At 39.8% G+C, this 22,073-nt stretch carries 20 protein-coding genes and 1 pseudogene; 7 read left to right on the plus strand and 14 right to left on the minus strand.

Features of this window, described 5'->3' with window-relative positions; genetic code table 11:
• Positions 1-2 precede the first annotated feature (2 nt).
• A complete protein-coding gene (locus JWQ34_RS03215; protein ID WP_299353827.1) occupies positions 3-806 on the plus strand; it encodes a M48 family metallopeptidase in 804 nt (267 codons plus the stop codon).
• A 273-nt stretch (positions 807-1,079) separates the two neighbouring features.
• On the opposite strand, the gene JWQ34_RS03220 is transcribed toward JWQ34_RS03215, so the two are convergent.
• The 4 genes and pseudogenes from JWQ34_RS03220 to JWQ34_RS03235 form a co-directional block, all read right to left on the minus strand.
• Positions 1,080-2,348, minus strand: a complete 1,269-nt coding sequence (locus JWQ34_RS03220; RefSeq protein WP_299353830.1) for an anthranilate synthase component I family protein — start codon at positions 2,346-2,348, stop codon at positions 1,080-1,082.
• Between the two features lie 63 nt (positions 2,349-2,411).
• Positions 2,412-3,689, minus strand: a complete 1,278-nt coding sequence (locus tag JWQ34_RS03225) for an adenylosuccinate synthase (RefSeq protein WP_299353833.1) — start codon at positions 3,687-3,689, stop codon at positions 2,412-2,414.
• Between the two features lie 33 nt (positions 3,690-3,722).
• A complete protein-coding gene (locus tag JWQ34_RS03230) occupies positions 3,723-4,190 on the minus strand; it encodes a transcriptional repressor (RefSeq protein WP_299353836.1) in 468 nt (155 codons plus the stop codon).
• 149 nt (positions 4,191-4,339) lie between these two features.
• Positions 4,340-6,559, minus strand: a pseudogene (locus JWQ34_RS03235) (bifunctional (p)ppGpp synthetase/guanosine-3',5'-bis(diphosphate) 3'-pyrophosphohydrolase).
• A 106-nt stretch (positions 6,560-6,665) separates the two neighbouring features.
• Here JWQ34_RS03235 and JWQ34_RS03240 point away from each other — a divergent pair.
• The 3 genes from JWQ34_RS03240 to bshB1 are packed head-to-tail and all read left to right on the plus strand — an operon-like array spanning position 6,666 to position 8,523.
• Complete coding sequence (locus tag JWQ34_RS03240; RefSeq protein ID WP_299353839.1) at positions 6,666-7,283, plus strand: DUF4294 domain-containing protein; 618 nt, start codon at positions 6,666-6,668, stop codon at positions 7,281-7,283.
• Positions 7,283-7,783, plus strand: coding sequence for a glutathione peroxidase (locus tag JWQ34_RS03245; protein WP_299353842.1), 501 nt, complete (start codon positions 7,283-7,285; stop codon positions 7,781-7,783). The genes JWQ34_RS03240 and JWQ34_RS03245 overlap by 1 nt, the downstream gene beginning before the upstream one ends.
• Before the next feature lie 17 nt (positions 7,784-7,800).
• On the plus strand, positions 7,801-8,523 hold the full coding sequence (bshB1, locus tag JWQ34_RS03250; protein WP_299353845.1) for a bacillithiol biosynthesis deacetylase BshB1: 723 nt from the start codon (positions 7,801-7,803) through the stop codon (positions 8,521-8,523).
• A 104-nt stretch (positions 8,524-8,627) separates the two neighbouring features.
• Here the strand turns inward: bshB1 and JWQ34_RS03255 are convergent, their stop codons facing one another.
• The 4 genes from JWQ34_RS03255 to JWQ34_RS03270 all read right to left on the minus strand — a co-directional run bounded on the left by JWQ34_RS03255 (position 8,628) and on the right by JWQ34_RS03270 (position 12,699).
• Positions 8,628-9,071 (minus strand): hypothetical protein, encoded by a 444-nt coding sequence (locus JWQ34_RS03255; protein WP_299353847.1) that lies wholly within the window; start codon positions 9,069-9,071, stop codon positions 8,628-8,630.
• A 192-nt stretch (positions 9,072-9,263) separates the two neighbouring features.
• Positions 9,264-10,595, minus strand: a complete 1,332-nt coding sequence (gene lat / locus JWQ34_RS03260) for an L-lysine 6-transaminase (protein ID WP_299353850.1) — start codon at positions 10,593-10,595, stop codon at positions 9,264-9,266.
• A 128-nt stretch (positions 10,596-10,723) separates the two neighbouring features.
• The gene (locus JWQ34_RS03265) at positions 10,724-11,611 is read right to left on the minus strand and encodes a 1-aminocyclopropane-1-carboxylate deaminase/D-cysteine desulfhydrase (RefSeq protein ID WP_299353853.1); all 888 of its coding nucleotides are present in this window, start codon (positions 11,609-11,611) and stop codon (positions 10,724-10,726) included.
• Between the two features lie 8 nt (positions 11,612-11,619).
• Positions 11,620-12,699 carry a DUF6588 family protein gene (locus tag JWQ34_RS03270; protein WP_299353856.1) on the minus strand — a complete coding sequence of 360 codons (1,080 nt, stop codon included), beginning with the start codon at positions 12,697-12,699 and terminating at the stop codon, positions 11,620-11,622.
• Positions 12,700-12,823: 124 nt separating this feature from the next.
• Between JWQ34_RS03270 and JWQ34_RS03275 the strand changes: the two genes are divergently transcribed.
• Positions 12,824-13,879 carry an RluA family pseudouridine synthase gene (locus tag JWQ34_RS03275; protein WP_299353859.1) on the plus strand — a complete coding sequence of 352 codons (1,056 nt, stop codon included), beginning with the start codon at positions 12,824-12,826 and terminating at the stop codon, positions 13,877-13,879.
• A gap of 6 nt (positions 13,880-13,885) precedes the next feature.
• Positions 13,886-14,725: an aminotransferase class IV gene (locus tag JWQ34_RS03280; RefSeq protein WP_299353862.1), complete on the plus strand. Its 840-nt coding sequence runs from the start codon at positions 13,886-13,888 to the stop codon at positions 14,723-14,725.
• Positions 14,726-14,762: 37 nt separating this feature from the next.
• Here the strand turns inward: JWQ34_RS03280 and fmt are convergent, their stop codons facing one another.
• On the minus strand, positions 14,763-15,683 hold the full coding sequence (gene fmt, locus JWQ34_RS03285; protein WP_299353864.1) for a methionyl-tRNA formyltransferase: 921 nt from the start codon (positions 15,681-15,683) through the stop codon (positions 14,763-14,765).
• 131 nt (positions 15,684-15,814) lie between these two features.
• Entirely contained in the window at positions 15,815-17,047 is a 1,233-nt protein-coding gene (locus JWQ34_RS03290) for a DUF1343 domain-containing protein (RefSeq protein WP_299353867.1), read from the minus strand.
• An 85-nt stretch (positions 17,048-17,132) separates the two neighbouring features.
• Here JWQ34_RS03290 and JWQ34_RS03295 point away from each other — a divergent pair, with 85 nt between their 5' ends.
• Positions 17,133-18,353, plus strand: coding sequence for an FtsX-like permease family protein (locus JWQ34_RS03295; RefSeq protein ID WP_299353870.1), 1,221 nt, complete (start codon positions 17,133-17,135; stop codon positions 18,351-18,353).
• A gap of 67 nt (positions 18,354-18,420) precedes the next feature.
• Here JWQ34_RS03295 and JWQ34_RS03300 read toward each other — a convergent pair whose 3' ends face one another.
• From JWQ34_RS03300 to JWQ34_RS03315, 4 genes are all read right to left on the minus strand, one after another.
• Complete coding sequence (locus JWQ34_RS03300) at positions 18,421-18,870, minus strand: hypothetical protein (protein WP_299353873.1); 450 nt, start codon at positions 18,868-18,870, stop codon at positions 18,421-18,423.
• Positions 18,871-18,914: 44 nt separating this feature from the next.
• Entirely contained in the window at positions 18,915-19,718 is an 804-nt protein-coding gene (mazG, locus tag JWQ34_RS03305; RefSeq protein ID WP_299353875.1) for a nucleoside triphosphate pyrophosphohydrolase, read from the minus strand.
• A 117-nt stretch (positions 19,719-19,835) separates the two neighbouring features.
• Positions 19,836-20,510 carry a tRNA (5-methylaminomethyl-2-thiouridine)(34)-methyltransferase MnmD gene (mnmD, locus tag JWQ34_RS03310; protein WP_299353878.1) on the minus strand — a complete coding sequence of 225 codons (675 nt, stop codon included), beginning with the start codon at positions 20,508-20,510 and terminating at the stop codon, positions 19,836-19,838.
• A 2-nt stretch (positions 20,511-20,512) separates the two neighbouring features.
• On the minus strand, positions 20,513-21,868 hold the full coding sequence (locus tag JWQ34_RS03315) for an MBL fold metallo-hydrolase (protein ID WP_299353883.1): 1,356 nt from the start codon (positions 21,866-21,868) through the stop codon (positions 20,513-20,515).
• Positions 21,869-22,073: the final 205 nt, after the last annotated feature.

A 22,073-nucleotide genomic window follows, 5' to 3' on the forward strand; every position in this document is an offset into this window, starting at 1 on the left:
CTATGAAATTAGTAAAACCATTTTTTGCACTGTTAATAGTTGCCACAATAATATATTCGTGCGCTACAGTACCATTAACAGGGCGAAAGCAACTAAGCCTTGTAGGCGATGCAGAGATCAATCAATCTGCCGCCGCCAGCTATTCGCAGTTACTGTCTGATCCTAAAACTAAAGTGGTAGCCGCTGGTGCTGATGCACAGCGGGTTAAGCGTATTGGCGCACAGCTATCAGTTGCGATAGAGCGTTATTTACAGCAGAGCGGTTATGCTGATCAATATAAGTTTAATTGGGAATTTAACCTGATACAAAGCAATGAAATAAATGCCTGGTGTATGCCCGGTGGAAAAGTGGCTGTATATAGTGGCATACTGCCTGTTACCAAAACTGATGCCGGCCTGGCTACCGTTATGGGCCACGAAATAGGCCATGCCATTGCCCGCCACTCGGCCGAGCGGATGTCGCAACAATTGGCTGTACAAACCGGCGGCGGTTTAGTTGGTGTTGCTGCCAATGGGCAATCCTCAACTACGCAATCGCTTATTGGCCAGTTATATGGAGTTGGGGGGCAATTAGCGCTGTTAAAATATTCGCGCGATCAGGAGTCAGAGGCTGACAGATTAGGTTTAACTTTTATGGCGATGGCCGGTTATGACCCTAACGAGGCTGTTTTATTTTGGCAACGTATGGCCGCGCAAAACAAAAATGGCGCGCAACCGGAGTTTTTGAGTACACACCCTACTGATGCTACCCGTATAGCAGCCATACAAAAGGAGGTACCCGAGGCCATGAAGTATTATAATAAATAAAATATTATTTACGTCTATTTATGGAACTTCAAGATTTAGAAATAATGGCGCCGCTATTGGGATGTCGGTGACTTCTAAAATAGGTTTGTTTCACTCTGCCAAAATGGGTTAATTGTATTTATTTGATTATCAGTGTGAAATCATAAATTTATTCGTAAAAATACTGACGTAAAAGTTGTTTCATTCTGTTTCATCAAATTTTGTTAAATAATTATAAATCAAGTTTTTAACAAAAAATAGTGTTTCAAGTGTTTCACCTTTTCGTGAAACAAGCTATATCAGCGATTGCCCTAAGACTTCTAATATCGCTTTGGCTTTGAGTAAGCACTCATCATATTCCTGTTCGGCATCGGCATAATAGGTTATGGCGCTGCCTACGTGGAATGATAAATACCTTTCAACCGAGTTATACAGCAAGGTCCTTATCACCACATTAAAATCAAAATCATTATCGGGGCTAAAGTAACCTATAGCGCCCGAGTATATGCCACGCTTGCTGCGCTCGTATTGCTCCATCAGGCGCATCGCGCTTATTTTAGGTGCGCCGGTCATGCTGCCCATAGGGAAAGTATTGCGTATGGCTTCAACGGGCGAAATACCGCCTTGTAACTCGCACACTACAGTCGATATCATTTGATGTACCTGGTTAAAGGTATAAATACCGAATAGCTCTTCGGTTTTAACCGTGCCCTGTTTGGCAGAGTGGGTAAGATCGTTACGCACCAGGTCCACGATCATTACGTTTTCCTGTAACTCTTTTGTATGGTTGCGTAGTTGTTGTTTAATGGCCTCATCTTCCTGCTCGGTATTACCACGCTTGGCGGTGCCTTTTATGGGTTGCGATATGAGTTTATTATCGCGTTTAGCCAAAAAACGTTCGGGCGATGCGCATAGGATATAGTTATCTTTCCATTTATAAAATGTGCCAAACGGTGTAGGCGATACCTGGTTAAGTTGTAAAAATGTAGCCACAGGGTCAATTTGAGAGTTATCTGCAAAAAACTCCTGGCAAAAGTTGGTTACATAGATATCACCACGAGTTATATGGTTCTTTATTTTATTAACAGTAGCTATATAATCTTCTTTGCTGAACCGTGATTGCAGGTTGATGTTATTATCCTGATAGGCGGATGGCGACTGCTGTTCAATCGTTTTAAAAATGCCATCAGCATCATCAGAGATAACCTCAACCTTATTGCCATTAATTAATATTAAATGCTTCGGGGCAAAGAAATAAAGGTCTGGAAAGTTAAGATAGTCTGGATTTGCAGATGATAAACGCTCTATTTCATTCTTCAGGTCATAGCTAAAGAAACCTGTTAGCCAGCCTGGATTTTCTTCGCGAAACCTGGCCAGTTCATCAAAAGCCGATCCTGTATTTGCGGTTACGCTACACTTAACACCTGCTGCAATTAAGGTATCAAATTTAGAGTAAGGGTCGTTAAAATTATTGGAGTCAAGGTAACATGCCGAATCAAATGTTGCTGCCCATTGCAGCGCTTTTTGCTTAAATAAATGGAGATCGGTTACCTGCTTAATCACCCTGCAAAGTTAAAACAAAAGGCCCCGCATAACGGAGCCTTTTTAATATTTGTTTTAGTAGGTTTAGTGTAATACTAAAGTTTGTTTTCTGTCAGGGCCTACTGATAACCATTTGATAGGTACACCCAGTTCTTTCTCCAGGTAATCAATATAGGCTTGTAGTTTGGCAGGTATTTCTGATAATTCTGTTATGCCCGTCAAATCTTCCTTCCAACCATCAATCTCCTTTAAAACAGGCACAGCATCTACCGAGCAAATATCATACGGCATGTAGTCTATCTTTTCGCCTAAGTAATTATAATGGGTACAGGCATAAATTTTATCAAAGCCACTTAACACATCAGCCTTGGTCATTACCATTTGGGTAACACCATTCAACATAATAGCATATTTTAAAGCCGGTAGATCAATCCAGCCGGTACGGCGTGGCCTACCAGTTGTGGCGCCAAACTCATGACCCACTTTACGTAGTTCTTCGCCAACCTCGTTATCTAATTCGGTAGGGAAGGGGCCACCGCCAACACGGGTGCAATAAGCTTTAAAAATACCAATAACATCGCCAATGGTGTTTGGGGCTATACCCAAACCAGTACAGGCACCTGCACTTGTAGTGTTTGATGAAGTTACAAAAGGATATGAACCAAAGTCAATATCCAGCATAGTACCTTGTGCGCCCTCGGCTAATATTTTTTTACCTTTATTAAGATAGTCGTTTACAAAATGTTCAGAGTCAACTAACTGGAATTTTTTGATCAACTCAATAGCTTCAAAGAAAGCTACTTCACGTTCGCTAAAATCAGCAACTTCGCCATATAATGCTTGCAGCATAGAAGTATGCTTATCAACCAGTTTTTTATAGCGCTCTTTAAAATCGGGCAGGGTAATATCACCAATACGTAAACCGTTACGCCCGGTTTTATCCATATAAGTTGGGCCGATACCTTTTAACGTAGATCCAATTTTGCCTTCGCCCATTTTCTTTTCAGAAGCGGCGTCTAGTAGTTGGTGGGTAGGTAATATCAGGTGTGCCTTTTTAGCTATTAATAAATTCTTTTTAGCTAAAAGATCATGCCCGGCATCCTTTAATTTATCAATTTCTCTTTTTAGGGTGATAGGGTCAATAACAACACCATTACCTATAAGATTAAGTGTGTTATCAAAAAATATACCGGAAGGGATGGTGTTCAATACAAATTTTTTACCGTCGAACTCCAAAGTATGGCCTGCATTCGGGCCTCCCTGGAAACGGGCGATCAGGTCATAACCTGCGCTTAATACATCAACAATTTTTCCTTTACCTTCATCGCCCCACTGGAGGCCTAATAATACGTCAACAGCCATTATGAAATTAGAATATTTAACAAGGGGGTAAAGTTATACTTTTCTATCGCAAAAGCCTGCTTTAAGTTTTTCACAATTACCATAAAGATTTAAAGAGTGGTGCTTTATCTCGAATTTTAGCAGGCCGCCCATCATGCTTTGTATTTGTTGTATGCGCGGGTCGCAAAACTCAACTACCTTGCCACAATCCAGGCAAATAATATGGTCGTGCTGCTTGTAGCCATATGATTTTTCAAACTGGGCCATGTTTTTACCAAACTGGTGCTTAGTAACCAGATCGCATGATACCAGTAACTCCAGCGTGTTATAAACCGTAGCACGGCTAACCCTGTATTTCTTGTTTTTCATGTGGATATATAATGATTCCACATCAAAATGGTCGCTGCGCGAATAGATCTCTTCTAGTATGGCAAAGCGTTCGGGGGTTTTACGCAGGCTTTTATTTTCAAGGTAAGCCTCAAAAATCTTTTTAACCATTACTATAGTTTCCTGTTGCGGCATAGTTGTTTATTAATGTTCAAAGGTAGCATATTAGCGGCAAGAATCAAGAGTCAGGAAATAAGACAATGCTTCTTCAAATATCTAATACTATACTTGTACGTTATAAAAATTGCTCTTGATTCTTGACTCTTACTTCTTAATTCTATCTATTACGATGCTTTTTCAACCGCGTCAAACCTGGTTACAGCAGTAACGCCATTAACCGTTTTTAGTCTTTTTATCAGGTTGTCTAAATGTTGGGTATCGTTTACGTATACCATTATTGATCCTTCAAAAATACCGTTATCGCTATCAACCGTAATGGAGCGCATATTTACTTTAAAATCGTTTGATATTACAGTGGTTAACTTATTAATTAAACCTACATCATCTATACCGGTAATACGTAAACCTGTTAAAAATGCAAGTTCTTGTTGATTGGTCCAACGGGCTTTAACAATACGATAGCCATAGTTGGCCATTAACTTGGCCGCGTTAGGGCAATTGGTGCGGTGTATTTTTATACCATCACTAACGGTAACAAAACCAAATACATCATCGCCGGGGATAGGGTTAGAGCAATTGGCAAGTTTTTAGTCAATTTTTTTCATATCCTCGCCAATCATCAGCATGTCGCTGTCTTTGGCTTTAATGTTGCGTAACAGGCCTTGTAGCTGCTCGTTCTCTATTCTATCCTGCGGTTTATTTTCAACAACTTTTTCAGATTGCTGGTAATCCTTTAGGTCCTTCATATCAATAAGCCCTTTGGCTATGTTGAAGAAGAGATCCTGAGTTGATGCCAGTTTAAAATAGTAGCTAAGCTTATGTATATTCTCCGAGTTATAAGTGATCTTTAAAGATTTTAGCTTACGTTCCAGTATCTCTTTGCCATCCTCGGCAACCCTACGCTTTTCTTCTTTTAATGCTGATTTTATTTTGGCCTTGGCTTTCGCAGTTACCACAAAATTCAGCCAATCTTCTTTAGGAGCCTGTTTGCTTGAAGTGATAATTTCTACCTGATCGCCATTTTGTAGTTTGTAGCTTAGCGGTACCAATTTGTGGTTAACCTTAGCGCCGATACAACTTGCACCAACATCGGTATGAATCTCAAATGCAAAATCAAGCGCGGTGGCATTTAACGGCAACTGTATCAGCGCGCCTTTCGGTGTGAATATGAATATCTCGTCAGAGAATAAATTCATCTTAAAATCATCCAGGAACTCGAGCGCGTTCGAATCGGGATTCTTTAACATATCCCGTACTTTTTGCACCCATTGGTCCAATCCGCTATCTGTTGATGATTCTTTGTATTTCCAATGCGCTGCGAAACCCTTCTCGGCAATTTCATTCATCCGTTTGGTGCGTATCTGTACCTCAACCCATTGCCCGCGCGGGCCCATCACGGTTGTATGTAATGATTCGTACCCATTTGCTTTGGGTGATGATATCCAGTCGCGCAGCCTATCCGGATTGGGGCGATAAAGATCAGTTACTATGGAGTATGCTTTCCAGCAATCAGCTTTTTCATTTTCGGGCGTGCTATCCAGTATAACCCGTATGGCAAAAAGGTCGTACACCTCCTCAAATGGGATAGACTTTTTCTTCATCTTGTTCCAGATAGAGTGGATAGATTTTGGCCTGCCAAACAGATCAGCATCCAGACCCTGTCCGTTTAATACTTTTTTTACAGGTTCAATAAAATCACGAATAAATTTCTCGCGTTCCGCCTTTTTCTCGTTAAGTTTATTTTTAATGAACTGGTAAGTTTCTCTCTCCATGTATTTCATAGAAAGATCTTCCAGCTCTGACTTTATGGCATATAAACCCAAACGATGCGCAAGGGGGGCATATAAGTAAACCGTTTCTGATGATAGTTTAAGCTGCTTATCGCGCGGCATAAACTCCATGGTCCGCATGTTGTGCAGGCGGTCGGCCAGTTTTATTAAAATCACCCTAACATCATCAGCCAGGGTAAGCAGCATTTTCCTGAAATTCTCGGCTTGTAATGAGCTGTTAGTATCAAATACCCCCGATATTTTGGTCAACCCGTCTATGATCTTGGCCACTTTTTTGCCAAACTCCTGTTCAATATCATCAAGCGTAACATCGGTATCTTCAACAACATCATGCAATAATGCGCATACTATAGAAGTAGTGCCCAACCCAATTTCTTCTGCGGCTATTTGTGCAACGGCTATGGGGTGATATATATAGGGCTCGCCGGATTTGCGGCGCATATCTTTATGACTCTCTAAAGCCATATCAAATGCCTTACGGATCATGCGCTTGTCGCCCTTTTGCAGTGTAGATTTACTTGCACGCAACAAAGCCCGATACCTTTTTAATATCTCCGTCTTCTCAACTTCCAGATCGATCACTAATTCTTTCATAATAAGGCACTATCAGTATTTATCATTAACACGCAATAAACATTAAAATTGCAGGTTATTATAAAATACCAAAAAAAATTGCATTAATTTTGCATTAGGTAAATTTATGAAATTATTTGGGCTTTTGATAGTGTTTTGCTGCTTAGTGGGTACAGTTAAGGCCCAGGAGCAACGCCCTGCATTACCAATAACAGGCAAAAATGATACCATTAAAACCTATGTAACGCTTTTAGATGGCGTAATGGTGCCCTGGGTAGTTGTCCCTGACGTGACGATACGTGCAAGCCGCATATTTAAAACCGAAGCGGATAGAAGGGCCTTTAATTTATTAAGATACAATGTAAGCAAGGTTATACCTTATGCTCATTTTGCCGGAGACCGGTACAGAAAGCTACAACGCGACCTGGCTTTAACAGGCGATATAGACAAGCAAAAAGCTCTGATTCAAGCTTGTAATGATGAAATAAAAACAATGTTTAAAACCAAGATCGAAGATCTGACAATTTCGCAGGGGGATATACTCATCAAATTGGTTAATCGCGAAACGGATATGACCACTTATAATATGGTTAAAGAGTTAAAAGGTTGGGGCAGTGCCCTGTTATTTCAAACAATAGCAAGGGTGGTTGGACATAACTTAAAAGAAACTTATGATAGGAATGAACAACGCGATATTGAAACAATATTACAAGAATATGGTTACGACTCATACAAAAGCCAGTAATGAGTACTAACAGCATCTACCAGTTCAATGTTCAAAAAATATCAGGACAGGACATTAATTTAGCAGATTATAAAAACAAAGTGCTTTTAATTGTAAACACCGCGTCCGAATGTAGCTTTACCCCCCAGCTGAAAGATCTGGTTGCTCTAAAGAATGAGTTTAGCGGGCAAGATTTTGAGATACTAAGCTTTCCATCAAATGATTTTGGCGGGCAGGAACCGTTAGAAGGTGATGCTATAACTGCTTTTTGCGAAAACTATGGTGTTAATTTCCCCATATTTGATAAGATAATAGTAAGAGGCCCATATGCCAATCCGCTTTATAAATTCTTTGCTGATAAAAAACAGAATGGAAAGTTAAGTTCTGTACCCAGATGGAATTTTCATAAATTTCTGATCAACCGTGAGGGCGAGGTTACTGATTTTTACTATCCTTTTACCAACCCTACATCATCAAAAATTAAAAAGAAGATCAATAAGTTATTAGCTGCCGCTCACTAATCACAATAAAAACAAACATGCTTAAACTAGATATATTAGTTTTATCTGTACACCCCGATGATGCCGAACTAGGTTGCGCCGGTACCATATTAAAACATATTGCGTTGGGCAAAAAGGTAGGTATTGTTGACCTTACCCGCGGCGAGTTAGGCACGCGCGGTTCTGCCGAGATCCGTGATAAAGAAGCTACCGAAGCCGGTAAAATATTAGGCTTGGCTGCCAGAGAAAACCTGGCTATACCGGATGGCTTTTTTGAAAACACTAAAGAATATCAATTAAAGGTTATTGCAGCTATACGTAAATATCAGCCTGAAATAATAATAACTAATGCTTACTATGACCGTCATCCTGATCATGGCCGTGCTTGCCAGTTGGTTACTGATTCGGCCTTTTTAGGGGGTTTGCGAAAAATAGAAACTTATAAGGATGGTAAATTACAAGAACCATGGCGTGCCGAAATTTTGCTGCACTTTATACAGGACGTATATGTTAAACCTGATATAGTAATTGATGTTACAGCGTATTGGGATAAAAAGATTGAAAGCATTTTTGCTTATGGCTCACAATTTTATAACCCTAACTGGGAAGGTGAACCACAAACCTATATTTCATCGCCGGAGTTTATTGCTGTTGTTGAGGCCCGTGCCCGCGAGTTTGGCAAAGCTATCCACGTAAAATTTGCCGAGGGCTTTACCTCGAAAAAAATTCTGGGTGTAGATAATTTGTTTAATCTGAGATAAGGCAGTTGATGGATGATAGACCGTAGTCGATAGTTTGATTTTACTATTGTCTATAGATCTTGGTCTGGCTTGATCTTACCATGGTCTATTGACAATGGACTATGTTAAACCCCCACGTATTCAAAACGATTGTTCTCATCGTTTTTTTGACGCTTAAGTTTGTTCTCTTTAGCCAACTTTAATAATATACCTGATAGTTCGGAAGTTTTAAAATCCGAGTTATATTGCTCTTTACAATAATCAGCAATAGCCGAAATAGAATGCGATGACTTAAAAAAATCGGTTGATAAAAGTTGGTTTAATATTTTAGTGGCTCCAGGTTTTTTACGGTCCGATATAGCGCTGTAAGTCCCATTGGCTAATGGTTTTTGTTTGGTTGATTTTTTACTTAAAAACTCATATCCATCAGCATCGCCTTTTTCAAACTCAATCATTGCATCAAGTAACTTATCAATAATTTTTACCTGTACGGCTTCTGACTGGAATGCATTAACAACTTCTGATATCTCTATCAATTGCTTTTTTAGTTTTTCGATGGGTTTACTCATGATATAACAAATAGGCTATGGTAAATATTATTTCAGTAAAAATTAGCAAGGCAATTAATAAGGGGTATGGCCTGTTAAAAGAAATAACTTATAATAGATGATAACGCAAACATACGATTATAGTATATTTCAACTATCGAAAAGTGGTATGATATTATTAAAAATAGAGTCTTGTAGCAAAATTATTACATATTATAGCTTATTAGCTATTTTTTGAAGTATATGCAGCCCTTCATCAATATTATTTTTTTCAATAATAAGCGCGGGCCTAAACCTTATGGTACTATTACCGCAACCTAAAAACATAACATTGTTTTTAATACCCAGTTGTATAAACTTATCGCGCGTGGCTTTATCCTGGAAATCAAAAGCGGTAAGCAATCCCTTGCCACGTACATTGCTTATTACGGGTGTGTTTTGCGCAATTTTGGCTAATTCTTCTTGTAAATATTCACCATTCTCTACTGCTTTTGCACATAAATTATCTTCCTGAATGATCTCCAGTATTTTTGTTGCGCGCACCATATCAACCAAACTGCCGCCCCATGTAGAGTTAATGCGCGATGAAACATTAAATACATTATGCTCCACCTCATCTATTCGTTTGCTGGCCAGTATACCACATACCTGCATTTTTTTACCGAAAGCAATAATATCGGGACGGGCTTTATCGCCAAAATGCTCATGGCACCAAAACTTACCGCTTAAACCTACGCCGGTTTGTACTTCGTCATAAATTAAAAGCGCCTCGTTTTCGTCAGCCAGTATGCGTAGCTGTGCCATAAACTCTTTGCGTGCGTGGTTGTCGCCCCCTTCGGCCTGTACCGGCTCTACTATAATGGCGCATATATCATCCCTGTGATCTATGAACGCTTGTTTTATTTGGCTGATGGATAATTCTTCTCGTTTCAAAAGATCAATATAGTTGCTTTCAGTTTGAGGGAATCGTATAGCCGGGAATGAAACCCGAGGCCAGTCGAACTTAGCATACCATTTAGTTTTAACAGGTAATGTGTTTGTTAAACTCATTGTATAACCAGACCGGCCATGAAAAGCATTTTCAAAATGTAATACTTTTTGGCCCTTCTCGGTAGTGTAACCTTTAGCAAAATTTTTCTGAACTTTCCAATCCATCGCAGTTTTAAGTGCATTCTCTATGGCTAATGTGCCCCCTGCTATAAAGAAGGCATGGGGCAGGTAGTCCGGAATGCCCACTTTTTCAAAAGTCTCAACAAACTGGGCGTATTGTGTGGTATAGATATCAGAGTTTGATGGGTTGGTTAACGCGGCCAGCATCAGGTTTTTTTTAAAGGCCTCGTCATTAAGCATTTTAGGGTGATTGTACCCTAATGGTACTGATGCAAAACAAGTAAAAAAATCAAGCAGGGTACGTTTGTTTTTTGAATCGTAGATATGTACGCCGCTGCTTTTCTCCAGATCAAAAGTAAGGTCGAACCCATCTGCAAGCACATGCTTTTTTAATGAATCGATAACGTTTTCGGGATTTACAGATAGCTTGTACATAGGAATATGCTTTATACAAAGCTACTAAATGATGTGCAGATAAGTAGATGTGCAAATGTGCAGATATGCAAATATTAAAATTATTTATCTGATGATATTAAGCGGTTAAGGCATTTGCATATCTACTATCAAAACCTGTCCTTCATCCCCAGCAATCCCCAAATACCGCCGCTGTGTATAGCTAATATTTTACTGCCGCGTTTAAAATAGTTTTTTGCAGCCAGGTCATAAATGGCATAAAGCATTTTACCGGTATAGATAGGGTCGATCAAAACCCCGGTATCGGCAACAAACTTTTTAATAAATCTAATCAACTCGTTATTTACCTTGCCATATCCACCAAAATGGTAGTCAGTATGGAGTTGGTAATTTGCAGGTACAGTTAATAGCTTATCAATTTCGTTAGCTATAAAATCACCGTTTTTAAATACAGGTATTGCATGCAATTGGGTCGGTAATTGATGTTGAGTAATACCATTAATTATCCCTGCGGCCATGGTGCCGGTGCCGCAGGCACAAAATATATGGTCGTAGGTTTCTGTTAGCTCATTAACTAATTCGCTGCAACCCAGTGCGGCCTCTGGCGATGCTCCGCCTTCATCAATAAAAAAGGCTTGGTTATCATCGGCAAAATATTTATCAAATAACGCCGGTTTATCGCGATAGCTTTCTCTGTCAGTAAACATTAAATGCATACCATGTAAGCGGCACATAAACAGGGTGTCATTATCCACTTGTTCACCACGCACAATGCCAGTAGCTTTAAAACCAAATTGGGCTGCTGCTGCCGCGGTTGCTAATAAATGATTAGAATAGGCACCACCAAAAGTCACCAGGTGGGTTTTGTTCTGGCTTTGCGCCTTTTTAAGCAAGTACTTTAATTTACGCCATTTATTGCCTGATATAATGGAATGTATCAAGTCATCGCGTTTTATATAAACTAATAAGTCCCATTCGGCAAATAACTGATCGTTAATTTGCTGAACGGGACTAAATATCTCGAGATCAATAACCATTAACCCTATTAGAAGCCTAGACCAATACCCGCGTTAGCAGAGTTATAGCCACCAGTGCTTACACTATACGAAGCGTAGATACGTAGGATCAACAAGTTCATTTGGAAACCAAAATCACCGCGTATACCACTAATGCTGGTTTCGCTGATATTAACCGGATCACTTACAACTTTATAAAACGAGCCTTGTCCGGTAGCTGTTGATTGAATAGGGTAGTTACCTAAAACATTTAAGTTTGTTTTAGCCGTTTGGTATCCTACAGATGCAAAAGGAGTGAAGAACAACAACTTTTTTGAGATGATAGCCTGGAAATTTAATCCGCTAAAGCTGGCATCAATATGTTGTGTGCTAAAGTCTGCAGCACTTTGTCCTGGAGCAGGTAAAGCACCTGCATCAGGTTTAACGCTAAGTGTTTTAGTGTATTTTATGCGATTGTAGTTTACAGCAAGTGCCAGGTCAAAAGGTTTTTCTTTACCTTTTTTAGCAAAATCCTGGATGATGTTGTGTTTAACGCCAAAACCAAATACACCAACAGAACCTGCATCATCACTGATTTTGAAAGTCGGTGTGCTACGTATAGTAACATCGGTATTTTTAACTAAACCTACAGTAACCTGTATGTTAGGCGCAGGTATGTATTGTATAACACCTTTAGGTAATGAGAATGAGCTTAGTTTGTTACCATTATCGTCATTAATACGCATTATCGGTGTTACGGCATTTTTATCACCGGCAAAACTTGGTGCAATGTTTGTTGTTGATGAAGCATCGGGTGTTAAATGGCTTGACAAGCCAATTTTTGTTACATCAAAGGTTTTATCAGCAGTAGGAGCTTGAGCTACCGCAGCGGAAACACGAATATCAAAATGTAAAAATTTCTTGGTTTTAGCAGTGTTGTTCCATCCGCTGTTTAGGCCAACGCCAAAGCCTTTAAATAAAGGTGTTCCGTAGGCTGTAAATAATTTAGTCACATCGGCGGGACTCGATTTAATCAACTGGCTGAAGCCGTCGTCGCTCGTCTGTGCATTTGCCTTGAATGCAGCAGCTGTTAAAATTACCAAAGTAATTAGGGGGTAAAGTTTTTTCATATTGTTTTAAGGTGTGTTTTAGAACATAAAAGTACTATATATTTAGTAATAATCAATAATATAAGTATTTAGCTATTATTTATTAATAGCTAATTGAATTAGAAAAACGGCTATTTTTGCCTCAATGATAAAAGAATCCGATGTGCTTGAACAAGATGAGCAGGACCTGTATGAGCATCTGCGCGTAGTTGTTGATAAAGGGCAATCTCTTTTACGTATTGATAAGTTTTTAATGTATCGCGTTGAGAATGCATCGCGCAACCGTATACAAAACGCTATTGATGCCGGCAACGTATTGGTTAATGATAAGGTTATAAAAGCCAGCTACCGGGTTAAACCGTTGGATGTAATATCGGTTGTACTACCACACCCGCCGCGCGATACAGAAGTTTATCCGGAAAACCTGCCCATAAATATTGTTTACGAGGATGACGATGTACTGGTAGTAAATAAAGAAGCCGGCATGGTGGTGCATCCAGGATATAATAATTATACAGGTACGCTGGTTAACGCATTAGTGTACCATTTTCAGCAATTACCTACTTTGCCCGGTAATGATGGCAGGCCCGGTTTGGTACATCGGATTGATAAGGATACTTCGGGCTTATTATTAATAAGCAAAAACGAGCGATCAATGACCTACCTGGCGCGCCAGTTTTTTGATCACTCTATAACCCGAAAATATATAGCCCTGGTTTGGGGCGACCTGGAACAAGATGGAACCGTTACAGGCTACATAGGCCGTAGTGTAAACGACAGGCGGGTAATGTCGATCTATGATGACGAGGAAAAGGGAAAATGGTCTGTAACCCATTATAAGGTATTGGAGCGAATGAACTATGTTACACTTATTGAGTGCCAGTTAGAAACAGGCCGTACGCACCAGATACGCGCCCACATGAAACATATTGGTCACCCCTTATTTAGTGATGCCGCTTATGGCGGTGATAAGATTTTAAAAGGAACCGTGTTTAGTAAATACAAACAGTTTGTCGAGAATTGTTTTGAACTTATGCCGAGGCAGGCGCTGCATGCGCAAACACTGGGTTTTGTGCACCCTTCAACAAAAAAAAATATTCATTTTGAAGCGCCTATGCCAGAGGATTTTGAATTGGTATTGCAAAAATGGCGTAAATATATTAGTGCTAATGCCACACAAAATGGTGAAATTAGCGATTAATAGACCATGGCAGCACCTCTTTACATTAATTTTAACGGAGAAATACTACCTGCGGATAGCAAACTGCTTTCGGTAGCAAACCGGTCATTTAAATATGGTGATGGTTTGTTTGAGAGCATGCGTATGCTAAAGGGCCAGCTTAAATTTGCCGATATGCATGCCGAGCGATTAGCTCGCGGTATGAAAGCTCTTAAAATAGATGGCTACTCGCAAATGGATGCTTACTTTTTAAAGGAGAAAGCCGAGCAATTATCCATCCGCAATAAATCAAAACATGGCAGATTAAGATTAACTGTTTACCGGGATTCGGAAGGATTTTATGCGCCAACACAAAATAAATCGGGCTACTGTTTAGAATTTACACCTGCTGATGAGCCACGATACTTTTTAAACGAGAAAGGTTTAATAGTTGATATTTTTACTGATCTGCCCAAGCCATCAAATTATCTGTCAAACATAAAAACCTGCAACTCGCTTACTTATGTTATGGCTGGCTTGTATAAAGCACAAAACAACCTGGACGAAGTTTTTTTACTAAACCAAAACGGATTTTTATGTGAGGCCAGCAGCGCCAACGTTTTTGTATGGTACCAAAACCATTTATATACGCCTGCGCTGAGTGAGGGTTGTGTTGAAGGTGTAATGCGCCAAGTCATCATCAACATCGCCAAAAAAAATAATATACCCGTTACCGAGGCCCAGATCAACCCCGAGATTTTATATGAAGCTGACGAAGTTTTTTTAACTAACGCCAGCCGCGGCATACAATGTGTTATGGGCTATGGTATAAGGCGCTACTTTAATAAGATGAGCAAAGGGTTGATGGACGAGTTGAATAAACTCTAAACAGCAATGACGCGCGGAGAAGCGATGCAATGTTAACCTACAATTTCACCCCTCTTAAAAACTCCCCAATTTCCATCCGTTTTTTACCTTCCAACTGTATATCAGTTACACTGATAAAACCATCCTGCGCGGCAAATTTTAAATAAGTCTTGTTATCTGTTAAAAAAGCGCCCGGTTGTATGCCCGGCTCTGTTTCCTGGAACTCACACCTGTATATTTTAAACGTTTTACTGTTTAACTCGGTAAAAGCTGCAGGAGTAGGGCTTAGGCCACGGATAAAGTTATAAACCCATGTTACCGGCAGGTTCCAGTTGATCTTGCAATCGTTTTTGTAGATTTTGGGTGCTGTTTTTAGTTCGATATTCTCAGTTAGCAGGGTAAATTGCGGGTGTTCATTATACCTGCCGCTCTCAACAGCCTTTACAGTTTTTACCAACAGGCCTGCGCCTTTGTTCATCAGGCGGTCATGCAATTCGCCGGCGGTTTCATGGCCGGTTAAGGTTACTTTCTCTGTAAATAAAACATTGCCGGTATCAATATCATGTTTCAGGAAAAACGTGGTAACACCGCTTTCTTTTTCGCCATTTATCAATACCCAGTTAAGCGGGGCCGCGCCGCGGTATTGGGGCAGCAATGAAGCATGTAAATTTATGGTGCCTTTATCCGGCATGTTCCAAACCTCTTCGGGCAGCATACGGAAAGCTACCACCACTTGCAAGTCGGCATCTAGTGATCTTAGTTCTGCTAAAAATTCAGGGTCCTTTAGGTTGGTAGGTTGTAAAATACGCAAGCCGTTAGCAACAGCATACTGCTTTACTGCCGACTCGGTTACCTTTTGCCCACGGCCCGCTGGTTTGTCAGGCGCGGTTATTACTCCGGCAATTTCAGAACCAGCTTTAATCAATTCGTCTAATGATGCCACAGCAAACTGGGGCGTGCCCATAAATACAATTTTCATCGGATATGATTTTTAGCAGAAACTCATAATGGTTTCATGGTGATAATATAACAACTTTATCTGATAGTTTATACTTATAATAAGTAAAAACGCCAAAAATTGTTTAAATGACAATGCGTACCTAAGCCGTTTTATGGATATAATAAATATTTGCTTCGGGTAATCTTAAATTGGTTCAAAGCGGGCTCCCAACTTCGACGTATTTCGGTTTCGGACCGGCCCGATTCGATCTGTTTTCTTAGCTCTTCTGTCCCAGCTAATTTGGTAAAATAAGCATTAAAAAAGTGCGCCTTATCCGGGAAAATCTTATACAATTCAATTAACCACGACAAGTTAATGTGGCCGCTTTTTTTAATATTATCTGTATTGTAATTACTCAGATCAATACCATAGCAAACCTGGTTTTTTTGTGGTGGGGCCTCACTCATTCCGGCGATGCTTACCGGGGTAAATGAATAGTTGTATTTACCTTTTAATAATGGACTCCCAACCACCAAAAACGGCACCATTGTGCCTCTGCCTAAACTCAAGGTTGTCCCCTCAAATAAACATACACTTGGGTACAGCAAAATAGATTGATTGGTATTTAAATTAGGAGATGGGTTTATAGGCAAAACGTAAGTAGCCCCATGGGTATAATTAGCAACTTTAATAATTTTTAACTTGCATTGTACATGATTTTTTAACCAGCCTTCGCCGTTTATCATTTGAGCATATTCGGCAATGGTCATTCCGTGAGATATGGGTATAGGATGCATACCTACAAATGAGCGATACTTGGCGGTGTCTAATATTGGTCCGTCTACAATTGCTCCGTTAGGGTTTGGCCTGTCTAATATCATCAATTCAATATTATTTTCGGCGCAGGCTTCCATTATATAATGCAGGGTTGATATATAAGTATAAAAGCGCGCGCCTACATCCTGTATGTCAAATATAACCAGGTTGATGCCATTAAGGTCGTCAGGAGTGGGTTTATAGTGTTTGCCATATAATGATATAACAGGTAGGCCGGTATGGGCATCTACAGCATCATCTATATGGGCACCGTTGCTGGCATTACCTCTAAACCCATGCTCGGGGCCGAAGATTTTTTTAATTGTTATCCCTAATTTTAGAAGACTATCGACACTTGCAACTTTGTGATCACCAATAATTGAGGTTTGGTTAACCACCATCGCAATATTTTTCCCTTTCAGATAGTTTACATATAGTTTAGTTTGATCGGCACCGGGGATGATTTTCTTTTCGATTTTGTGGTGAGAATACCTTAACGGGACACTTGGTTTGCTGTAGGCAACTGTAATACACGGTATTAGTGGCGCTATCAGCATTAACAGAAAAAAATATTTTAACCTTATCATAAATAGCGATACCCCTTTCAATTTAAAAATATCATTTTAAGCGGTAAAACCGCATATTTGCTAAGTTACAAAAAAACATACTGCATTGAATTTTGCATCATTTATAGCCGGCCGCATTTCATTTAAATCAAAACGCACATTTTCAAAACTGATTGTGCGCATAGCTATTGCGGGCATTACGCTGGGCCTTGGCGTAATGATACTTTCATTAGCCATTATACGTGGATTTAAAAGCGAGATACGTGAAAAAGTGCGCGGGTTTGATGGTGATATTAAAGTTATAAAATATGACCTTAATGGATCGTACGAAAACACGCCATTTATAAAAGCCGATACTTTTGTAAAACAGGTTAAACGCAGTAAAGCAATTACACATATAATGCCTTTTGCAACTAAACCGGGCATTATTAAAGCACATAATGAAATTGAGGGCGTTGTGCTTAAAGGGGTTGATAACTCCTATAGATGGGATTTTTTAAGGGCCAACCTGGTTGCGGGTACGGTAATTAACTTTACGGATACTGCCGAATCAAAAAGGCAGATCATGATATCGCAAACTACCGCCAATAGGTTAAAACTTAAACTAGGCGATGCCTTGATGATGTATTTTGTGCAGCAGCCTTTAAGGAGACGGCCATTTAAAGTGGTTGGGATATTTGATACCAGCGTTGAAGAAATTGATAAGACCTATGTTATAGGCGATATTTCATTAATAAAAAGGCTAAATAATTGGAGCACGGATGAAATTGGCGGTTACGAACTCAGGGTAGCCGATTTTGATCAATTAGAGCAGGCAGCTAAAGTTGTTGATAACAGTTTGCCCCCCCGACTTAAATATACTACCGTTTTTGAAAACTTCCCGTTGATATTTGAATGGCTGCCATTGCTGGATGTTAATGCCCGTGTAATGCTTGTTTTAATGCTGATAGTAGCAGTAATTAATATGATATCGGCATTATTAATAATGATATTGGAGCGTACCGCGATGATAGGGATATTAAAAGCAATGGGTGCCAGCAACTGGAATATACAAAAAGTGTTTTTATATAACGCCTCTTACCTTATTGGCCTTGGATTAATATTTGGCAACCTATTTGGTTTGGGCTTAAGCTGGATCCAGTTTAAAACACACGTTTTTAAACTTGATGCCACATCCTATTACATGACGTTTGTACCTATACAAACAAACTGGATGGATGTTGTTTTATTAAACATCGGCACTATGGTGATCTGTTTGGTAGTATTAATCATCCCGTCTATGCTGGTATCTAAAATCTCGCCGGTTAAGGCTATACAGTTTAAATGATCACTAAAAAGCCTGAACTTAATGTTAAGTTCAGGCCTTACTAATCAGGGGTATATAATTGGGGATCTTAATTCGTTTTTGTGAAATAATAAAAGTTGGTTAACGTATCGGATTGCATACCGCTTGCTATTTTTAAATTAACCCCATCATATGTGTAGGTATAAAAACCCGATAAATGAGTTTTCTTCGCTTTGTAAATTATGGGGTAAGTAATATCATAAAACGCCATATTAACAAAATCTTCGCTAAAGCTGCCATAGCTGCCTGCATGTATAGTTGCCGTATCACCGGCAACATTAAAACCGGTATTTGTTGATAATGTAAGTTTTAAAGCTGCAGTAGTGGTATCATATCTTGTTGGCTTGTATTTTTTGTGTATGCTTACAAAATTACCGGTAAAATTACCCAACGGATAACCTTTCTTATTGGGGTCGGTATCCGGATTATAATAATTCTTGGAGCAGGCAACTGCCAATAGTAATAGCAAGGGTAATAAATAAATAAATTTACCTTTCATGATCTATTTGGGGGATACCCAACTCCAGTTTATCATTTTAACGTTTATATTTTTTTGGCCTCCTCCCAAAATATATCCATTTCGGCAAGGCTCATATTATGCAATTGTTTGCCGTTTTCGGCTGCCTTATTCTCCAGATATTGAAATCGCTTAATAAACTTGCGATTTGTTTTTTCTAATGCATCCTCCGGGTTAATGTTTATAAAACGCGCGTAATTGATCAATGAGAATAACAGATCGCCAAATTCGCTTTCTGCTTTTTCATGGTCTATCGCGTTTCCATCCTCGACATTAAATTCATTTTTAAACTCTTGCAGTTCTTCTTCAACCTTTGCCCATACCTGGCTTTTTTCTTCCCAGTCAAACCCAACACCCCGGGCTTTTTCCTGAATACGCGATGCTTTTACCAATGCAGGTAATGATGATGGTACACCACCTAAAACAGATTTGTTGCCTTCTTTTAGCTTTATCTGCTCCCAGTTGCGTTTAACATCATCCTCGTTATTAACTTCAACATTGCTATAAATGTGCGGGTGGCGGTTTATTAGCTTATCGCATATACTGTTAAGTACGTCCGTAATATTAAAATGGTTGCCTTCGGATGCTATTCGCGCGTAAAAAACTAAATGCAGCATAACGTCACCTAATTCCTTTTTTAATTCGGGCATATCGGCACTCAAAATAGCATCTGACAGTTCATAAACTTCCTCAATAGTTAAGTGCCTAAGGCTTTCAAGTGTTTGCTTTTTATCCCATGGGCAATTTAAGCGCAGATCGTCCATAATAGTCAATAAACGTTCAAAAGCGGTTGCGGGATTTGATGCAGATATAGGTGGAGTTAATGCCATGTTTTTAGATGTGCAAATGTGCTGATATGCAAATGTGCAGATTTTTTTAATGAGAGGATAGGCAATTTATAGATTTGACAAGCATCTGCACATCCACGCATCTGCATATTTGCACATCTACTTAACTGCTCTAAGCATTTCGCGTTTACCTGCCGCGCCGGGTATTTTTTGTATTTGCAGGCCCAGGCCCTTTAACATGCGTTTAAGATTGCCGGTAATAGCATAGGTTACAAAAACGCCGCCTGGTTTTAAAAATTTAACGGTATGGCCAATTGCTTCCTCGTTCCACATTTCGGGTTGATGTATGGCGGCAAAGGCGTCAAAGTAAATTACGTCAAATTGTGTGTCTGATTGAAAGTTTAGCAGTTGGCAGTTGGCAATTTGCAGTTGGCAGTACGGGTTTAATTTTGTTGATGAGTGTAGGGCAGAGGGATAATTAGTAATAAACTCCCTCCATATTTCTGGCGATGTGTATTGCTCATATCCCGTATCGCTTATCATTTCATGGTTTAGCGGATAGGCTTCAATACCTGTATATTCTAGATTTATTTTTTGGCCCATGCAAAAATCCGCGGTTAGCAAAAAGTTGAGACCGGTTCCAAAACCAACTTCTAGTATGGATATTTGTTGGGTAGAGGTTGTTTCTAAAAAATATTGTAAGCCCGATTGTAAAAACACATGCTGACTTTCCTGCAAAGCCCCGTGACGTGAATGGTAGGTTTCACCAACCTGCGGATTGTAAATGGTGTTCGAGCCATCGGCGGTTTGTACTATTGTTAGTTCATTGTTCATGGTTAAGAGTTCATAGCGTTTGAACCATTAGCCATGATCTCAACTATCGCCTCGCTTAAATCATAAACCGGTACGGATGTTATTTTACCGGCAATAATACTGGTAGCCGCTGCCGAGCGATAACCCGCCGCGCAATGTACTACAATTGGTTTATCGGCAGGTATTTCGGCGATGCGGTCACGTAATTCAGGAAGTGGAATAGGTAAGGCATTATTGAATATTTTTCCTCCGTTAATTTCACTCCAATTGCGCACATCAACTATCGTATATCGTTCTGGTGAGGATTTAAAATCATCCCGGTCAATATTTGTCGATTGTAGTGCAGCGTTATGCGGCATTGCTATTGCCGCCTTGATATTTTGTTCGTAACCTATTTTGGCGGCTTTTTGTATGACAATATCAAGTGCTTCATTGGTATCGGCAATTAAATAAAATTGCTCTTCGGGTTGTAATATGGAGCCCAGCCAGGTTTCAAATTTCTCGTCATCCTGCAAGTTAATAGCGCCTTTTAAATGGCCTTTTCTAAATTCATCTTTAAGGCGGATATCAATTACTATAGCATTTTGTTCAATAACAACATTGGTTCTTACAATAGCATCAATGCTTTTCTTAAACCCTGGTGCACCTTTTTTATTCAGATCGACATCAAAACCAAAATAGTGCGGTACAAAGGGTTGGTCGTTTGTGATTAGCTGAACAAAAGCCTGTTCGGTCATTGGTTGCAGCGCGTAGTTCTCTTTTACCTCGCGACCAATGGTAGTATACAGATCAGGGCTGGTTGTTTTGCCGCAAAGCGATCCCGGCCCATGTGCAGGATAAACCGTAATAGGATGCGGCAATACCATTATTTTTTCGCGCAGCGAATGGTATAGTTGTTTGGCAAGCTCTTCTTTTTTTGCGGTGATGTTGCCCGCATGTTCTCTTAAATCGGGACGGCCAACATCGCCAACAAACATTGTATCGCCTGTAAATATGGCTTTATCAATCCCTTCTTCATCCTGCAATAAAATGCAAATAGAATCGGGCGAATGGCCAGGTGTATTGATAGCTTTTAATTTGATATCAGCTAAATGGAGTATATCGCCATCATCAAAACCTTCGTGCGGATAGGTGGCACCCACTAATTTGCTGTTATAAATTATAGCGCCGGTTGTTTGGTGTATCTCTAAATGCGAACTCACAAAATCAGCATGAGGGTGCGTTTCAATTACACCCTTAATATCGGCTTCATGCAATTTGGCAAAATCATAATAAGGCTGCGGGTCGCGCGATGGATCGATCACTACCATTTTTCCATCCCGTATGATGGCATAGGACGCATGGGCCAAACCCCTATCATAAAATTGATGAATGATCATTGGATGTAAAGATATAAAACTCGCGTCAGATCTGCCTGCTATGCTGTTTAAGACTTTGCGTGTTTAAGGGTGTTTCACTTTAAAAGTATATAAATTGAAAGGAAAAAATGGTGGCGAAGCCGTCCTTCTGGACTATATGGCAATGGTTGAAAACTGTATCGGTATCATATCGGCTGACGAGGATAAACGGCCGAGGTGGTAGTAC

The sequence above is a fragment of the Mucilaginibacter sp. genome, from assembly GCF_028288185.1.
Taxonomy (GTDB): Bacteria; Bacteroidota; Bacteroidia; order Sphingobacteriales; family Sphingobacteriaceae; genus Mucilaginibacter.

Coding starts and splice junctions, on each gene's coding strand:
- JWQ34_RS03225 (WP_299353833.1), bottom strand. CDS start 3,689: ATGGCTGTTGACGTATTATTAGGCCTCCAGTGGGGCGATGAAGGTAAA.
- JWQ34_RS03300 (WP_299353873.1), bottom strand. CDS start 18,870: ATGAAAGGTAAATTTATTTATTTATTACCCTTGCTATTACTATTGGCA.
- JWQ34_RS03280 (WP_299353862.1), top strand. CDS start 13,886: ATGGCAGCACCTCTTTACATTAATTTTAACGGAGAAATACTACCTGCG.
- JWQ34_RS03315 (WP_299353883.1), bottom strand. CDS start 21,868: ATGATCATTCATCAATTTTATGATAGGGGTTTGGCCCATGCGTCCTAT.
- JWQ34_RS03275 (WP_299353859.1), top strand. CDS start 12,824: ATGATAAAAGAATCCGATGTGCTTGAACAAGATGAGCAGGACCTGTAT.
- JWQ34_RS03215 (WP_299353827.1), top strand. CDS start 3: ATGAAATTAGTAAAACCATTTTTTGCACTGTTAATAGTTGCCACAATA.
- JWQ34_RS03265 (WP_299353853.1), bottom strand. CDS start 11,611: ATGGTTATTGATCTCGAGATATTTAGTCCCGTTCAGCAAATTAACGAT.
- JWQ34_RS03245 (WP_299353842.1), top strand. CDS start 7,283: ATGAGTACTAACAGCATCTACCAGTTCAATGTTCAAAAAATATCAGGA.
- JWQ34_RS03290 (WP_299353867.1), bottom strand. CDS start 17,047: ATGATAAGGTTAAAATATTTTTTTCTGTTAATGCTGATAGCGCCACTA.
- bshB1 (WP_299353845.1), top strand. CDS start 7,801: ATGCTTAAACTAGATATATTAGTTTTATCTGTACACCCCGATGATGCC.
- JWQ34_RS03270 (WP_299353856.1), bottom strand. CDS start 12,699: ATGAAAAAACTTTACCCCCTAATTACTTTGGTAATTTTAACAGCTGCT.
- JWQ34_RS03240 (WP_299353839.1), top strand. CDS start 6,666: ATGAAATTATTTGGGCTTTTGATAGTGTTTTGCTGCTTAGTGGGTACA.
- lat (WP_299353850.1), bottom strand. CDS start 10,595: ATGTACAAGCTATCTGTAAATCCCGAAAACGTTATCGATTCATTAAAA.
- mazG (WP_299353875.1), bottom strand. CDS start 19,718: ATGGCATTAACTCCACCTATATCTGCATCAAATCCCGCAACCGCTTTT.
- mnmD (WP_299353878.1), bottom strand. CDS start 20,510: ATGAACAATGAACTAACAATAGTACAAACCGCCGATGGCTCGAACACC.
- JWQ34_RS03230 (WP_299353836.1), bottom strand. CDS start 4,190: ATGCCGCAACAGGAAACTATAGTAATGGTTAAAAAGATTTTTGAGGCT.
- JWQ34_RS03255 (WP_299353847.1), bottom strand. CDS start 9,071: ATGAGTAAACCCATCGAAAAACTAAAAAAGCAATTGATAGAGATATCA.
- fmt (WP_299353864.1), bottom strand. CDS start 15,683: ATGAAAATTGTATTTATGGGCACGCCCCAGTTTGCTGTGGCATCATTA.